Origin of the sequence: Collinsella sp. AF20-14LB, assembly GCF_003459505.1 — a bacterium.
Classification (GTDB): domain Bacteria; phylum Actinomycetota; class Coriobacteriia; order Coriobacteriales; family Coriobacteriaceae; genus Collinsella.
This window is the reverse complement of the sequence record NZ_QRWD01000033.1, coordinates 1-4,389: the sequence shown is the minus strand read 5'-3', so window position 1 is coordinate 4,389 and position 4,389 is coordinate 1. Positions and strand designations below refer to the sequence as shown.

The following is a 4,389-nucleotide window of genomic DNA, read 5'->3' as shown; positions in this document are numbered from 1 at the left end:
GGCGGAGGCGGGGCATGCCCCGCCTCTTACACCACATCTCTGCACGCTACCTGATCGGGCTCCAAACAAGGCGATTTTGCTGCTCTGGACCGGAAAATCGCTGCTACTAATTTGGTGACAGTACTCATATTTGGCCTTTTTTGACCACCGCCCCTTGGCCCAGGACAAAACGGGCCGCTCGAATCTTGGGGCGGGTCCATTTTCGGCTATCCTCAGCTTGCCAGTTCGAAAATGGATCCGCCCCAAGATTGAATCTTTATTCCAACTTTACACCTAGGTTTACAGCTGTCTTGTCAGCTGTAAACCTAGGTGTCATACTAAAGCCCCAAGAATCGCCAAAAGAGAGGGGCCTTGATGGCACAGAGCGCGAACATGGATGCGTCGGAGCTTGCACGCGATATCGCGGCCGGCCTAGCATCGGCAACGACGGCAACGGAGCGCGCGGCACTGGTGCCCGCAGAGCTCGTCGAGGCCATTCAGCAATTAAAAACCCAGCGTGATGCGGTGATTCTGGCGCACTACTATGTGGCGCCCGAGGTGCAGGCCGTGGCTGATTACGTCGGCGACAGCTTCTACTTGGCAAAGCTTGCCAAGAGCTTACCGCAGCAGGCTATCGTGCTGTGCGGCGTGGAGTTTATGGGCGAGAGCGCCAAGCTGCTCAACCCCACCAAGACCGTGCTGCTGCCCGAGCCGGGCGCGGACTGCCCCATGGCTCACATGGTCAAGCGCGAGACGGTCGACGCGGCGCGCGCCGAGTACGGCGACGACCTTGCCGTGGTCTGCTACGTCAACTCGACGGTCGAGATCAAGAGCTGGAGCGACGTGTGCGTCACCAGCTCCAACGCCGTCAAGATCGTATCCGAGCTGCCACAGCAGCACATCCTGTTTATCCCCGATCAAAACCTGGGCCGCTTCGTAGCCGAGCGGGTGCCGCAAAAGCACGTCATCCTCAACAACGGCTACTGCCCGCGCCACCACATCATCGCCGTCGAGCAGATTGTCGACGCGCAGGAGGCGCATCCCGATGCGCTCGTGCTGGCGCACCCCGAGTGCAAGGCCGACGTCCTGGCCGAGGCCGACTACATCGGCTCCACCGCCGGCATCATCAAGTACGCCGAGGAGTCGGACGCGAGCGAGTTCATCATCGTGACGGTCCGCGGCGTGCTCTACGAGCTCGAGCGCCGCTGCCAGAGCACCGGCAAGAAGTTCTACTTCCCCGCGGTGCAGCCCACCTGCGTCAACATGGATCTCATCACGCTCGAAAAGCTCGTGCACTGCCTGGAGACGGGCGAGGGCGAGGTGCAGATTGGCGTGTCGGACGAGGCCGCCGATCAGGCCAAGCTCACGCTCGACCGCATGCTCGAGTACGCGGCGCGCTAAGCCAATGTGACATGAGGGACCATCCCTTATGTCACATTACAAGGGAGAGGATTCCTGTGGAAACCAAGCAATACCCCGATATGGAGTGCGACGTCGTCATTGCCGGCTGCGGCGTGGCGGGCCTGTACGCGGCCCTCAATCTGCCGACGAGCACGCGCGTAATCATGCTCTCCAAGGGCGCCGTCGACGAGTGCGATTCGATGCTCGCGCAGGGCGGTATCTGCGTGCTGCCCGAAGGCTCTGACTACGATGCCTTCTTTGAGGACACCATGCACGCCGGCCATTACGAGAACCGCCGCGAGAGCGTCGACATCATGATTCGCTCGAGCCGTTCGGTCATCAACGACCTGCTAGCGATGGGCGTAGACTTTGAGCGCAAGGCCGACGGCATCCTCGACTTTACCCGCGAGGGCGCGCACAGCCGTCCGCGCATCGCCTTCCATGCCGATATTACGGGCAAGGAGATCACGACCAGGCTGCTCCAGGCCGTTCGCAAGCTGGACAACGTGCAGATTCTGGAGCACGTGGCCATGACCGACATCCTGACGGCCGAGCGTGACGGCGCCACGGTGTGTGCCGGTGTCGTCGCCGTTTCCGTGGACGAGGACAACTCGGTTCGTCCCGCCGACGAGCTGGCAAATGCCGCCGAGGGCGTGCATGCCGGCGAGCCGTTTAAGATCCATGCCCGCCACACGCTGTGGGCAACGGGCGGCATCGGCGGCGTATACGATCACTCGACCAACTACCCGCAGCTCACCGGCGACGCCTGCTACATCGCTCAGGAGCATGGCATTAAGATGGAGCACCTGGACTACGTGCAGATTCATCCCACGGGGCTGTTCTCGCCGCAGCCGGGCCGCACCTTCCTGATCAGCGAGAGCTGCCGCGGCGAGGGCGCAATTTTGCTCAACGCCGCCGGCGAGCGCTTTACCGACGAGCTGCAGCCGCGCGATGTGGTCGCCGCCGCTATTCGCGAGCAGATGAAGCTCGACGGCACCGAGCACGAGTGGCTGAGCTTTGCCCCCGTCGAGCGCGATGTAGTGACCGGGCACTTTGCCAATATCCGTGCGCGCTGCCTGGAGGACGGCCGCGACATCCTGGACGAGCCCATCCCCGTCACGCCTACGCAGCACTACTTTATGGGCGGCGTGTGGGTCGACAAGGACGGCCGCACCTCGATGCCCGGGCTCTACGCTGCCGGCGAGACGGCTTGCAATGGCGTTCACGGCAAGAACCGTCTTGCATCAAATAGCTTGCTCGAGGCGCTGGTCTGGGGTCGCCGTGCCGCCTGGCACATGCGTACCGGCGAGTCGCTTGCCGTGGAGCAGGCGGGCGAGCCCGCGCTCGATGGCCGCCATCGCGCTCTGAGCGCAGATACCCTTGCAATCGATGATTTGGCCCGTGCCGCCGGCACGCAGGCCGTGGAGGAGTAGACCATGAATCCCATTACCATGAAGCTCGTCGTCGATGATCTGATTCTGCAGGCTCTACGCGAGGACATTACGTTTGAGGACGTGAGCACGGCGAGCGTGTGCCCCACGGCGCGCCCCGCCACGGTGGAGCTCATCGCCAAGGCCGATGGCATCATCGCGGGCTTGGATGTGTTCGCCCGCACCTTTGAGCTGCTGGATTCGCAGAGCTCGGTGCTGTTTGATGTTGCCGACGGTGACGAGGTGCACGCCGGCGACCACGTGGGCCAGGTGCGCGGCGATGCGCGCGTGCTGCTTTCGGGCGAGCGCGTGGCGCTCAACTACCTGCAGCGCATGAGCGGTATCGCTACCTATACGCACAGAATGGCAGCGGCGCTCGAGGGTACCAAGACCGTGCTTGTCGACACACGCAAGACCACGCCGGGCATGCGCGTTTTCGAGAAGGCGGCGGTTGAGATCGGCGGCGGCAGCAACCATCGCTACAACCTGTCGACGGCCGTCATGCTCAAGGACAACCACATCGACGCCGCCGGTGGCGTGGCGCGCGCGATTGAGATGGCGCGCGCCCATGCATCGTTTACCACGACGGTCGAGATCGAGTGCGAGAACCTGGACATGGTGCGCGAGGCCGTGGAAGCCGGCGCCGACATCATCATGTTCGACAACATGACCCACGACGACATGGCCGCCGCTATCGAGCTTATCGCCGGTCGCGCCAAGACTGAGTGTTCGGGCAATGTGGACGCCAGCAATATTCGCGCCCTGGCCGATCTGGGCGTCGACTTTATTAGCTCGGGCGCGCTGACACACTCCGCCCCGATCCTCGACCTCTCGCTTAAGCACCTGCGTCTGCTGGACGGTAAATAATGAACGCCCGCGAGCGCCGTCGTGCCATCATGGGCGTGCTCGAGGGAGCCAGGGAGCCCGTTTCGGGCAGCGCACTTGCCCGCGAGGTTGGCGTGAGCCGCCAGGTCGTGGTTCAGGATATTGCCCTGTTGCGCGCCGATGGGCACGATGTCGTGGCAACCAACCGCGGCTACGTGCTGCAGGAGGCCCCCAGCAGCCCCGCCGTGCCCACGCGCTTGGTCAAGGTTCGCCACAGCGTGGAGCAGGCAGGCGATGAGCTCACGAGTATCGTCGACGCCGGCGGCGCCGTGCTCAACGTGATCGTCAATCACCGCGTGTACGGTAAGATCACGGCCGACCTGGACATTCGCAATCGTCGCGATGTTGAGCGCTACCTGCACGATATCGAGAGCGGCAAGAGCTTTCCACTACTAACGGTGACGAGCGGCTATCACTTCCACCGCATTGCGGCAGAGGATGAGCAAACCCTCGACGAGATCGAGGCCATACTCAAGGAGAAAGGCTACCTTGCCGATTTAATGCCCTACGAGGATGATTTGTCCTAACCCGATACTGTCTATATAAGTTGCGGTGAAATAGTTCCTACAATCGGCACCTAAGCAATGAGCCAGGAACTATTCCACCGCAACTGCCAAGGTAGCCCCGTCCCCAATTAGCTGCGGCTTATAGGACAAAATGTGTGTCCACTTTAGGGGCGTCGGCGCAGGTCGAT

Annotated in this window: 4 protein-coding genes; all 4 read left to right on the top strand. The window is 62.4% G+C overall.

The window, feature by feature from the left end:
• The first annotated feature begins 354 nt into the window (after nucleotides 1–354).
• The 4 genes from nadA to DWX63_RS10865 are packed head-to-tail and all read left to right on the top strand — an operon-like array spanning nucleotide 355 to nucleotide 4,222.
• Nucleotides 355–1,380: a quinolinate synthase NadA gene (gene nadA / locus DWX63_RS10880; protein WP_117843718.1), complete on the top strand. Its 1,026-nt coding sequence runs from the start codon at nucleotides 355–357 to the stop codon at nucleotides 1,378–1,380.
• Nucleotides 1,381–1,436: 56 nt separating this feature from the next.
• Entirely contained in the window at nucleotides 1,437–2,813 is a 1,377-nt protein-coding gene (locus tag DWX63_RS10875) for an L-aspartate oxidase (RefSeq protein ID WP_233514545.1), read from the top strand.
• 3 nt (nucleotides 2,814–2,816) lie between these two features.
• Nucleotides 2,817–3,677: a carboxylating nicotinate-nucleotide diphosphorylase gene (gene nadC, locus DWX63_RS10870; RefSeq protein ID WP_055250817.1), complete on the top strand. Its 861-nt coding sequence runs from the start codon at nucleotides 2,817–2,819 to the stop codon at nucleotides 3,675–3,677.
• Nucleotides 3,677–4,222: a transcription repressor NadR gene (locus DWX63_RS10865; protein WP_117776390.1), complete on the top strand. Its 546-nt coding sequence runs from the start codon at nucleotides 3,677–3,679 to the stop codon at nucleotides 4,220–4,222. The genes nadC and DWX63_RS10865 overlap by 1 nt, the downstream gene beginning before the upstream one ends.
• Nucleotides 4,223–4,389 lie beyond the last annotated feature (167 nt).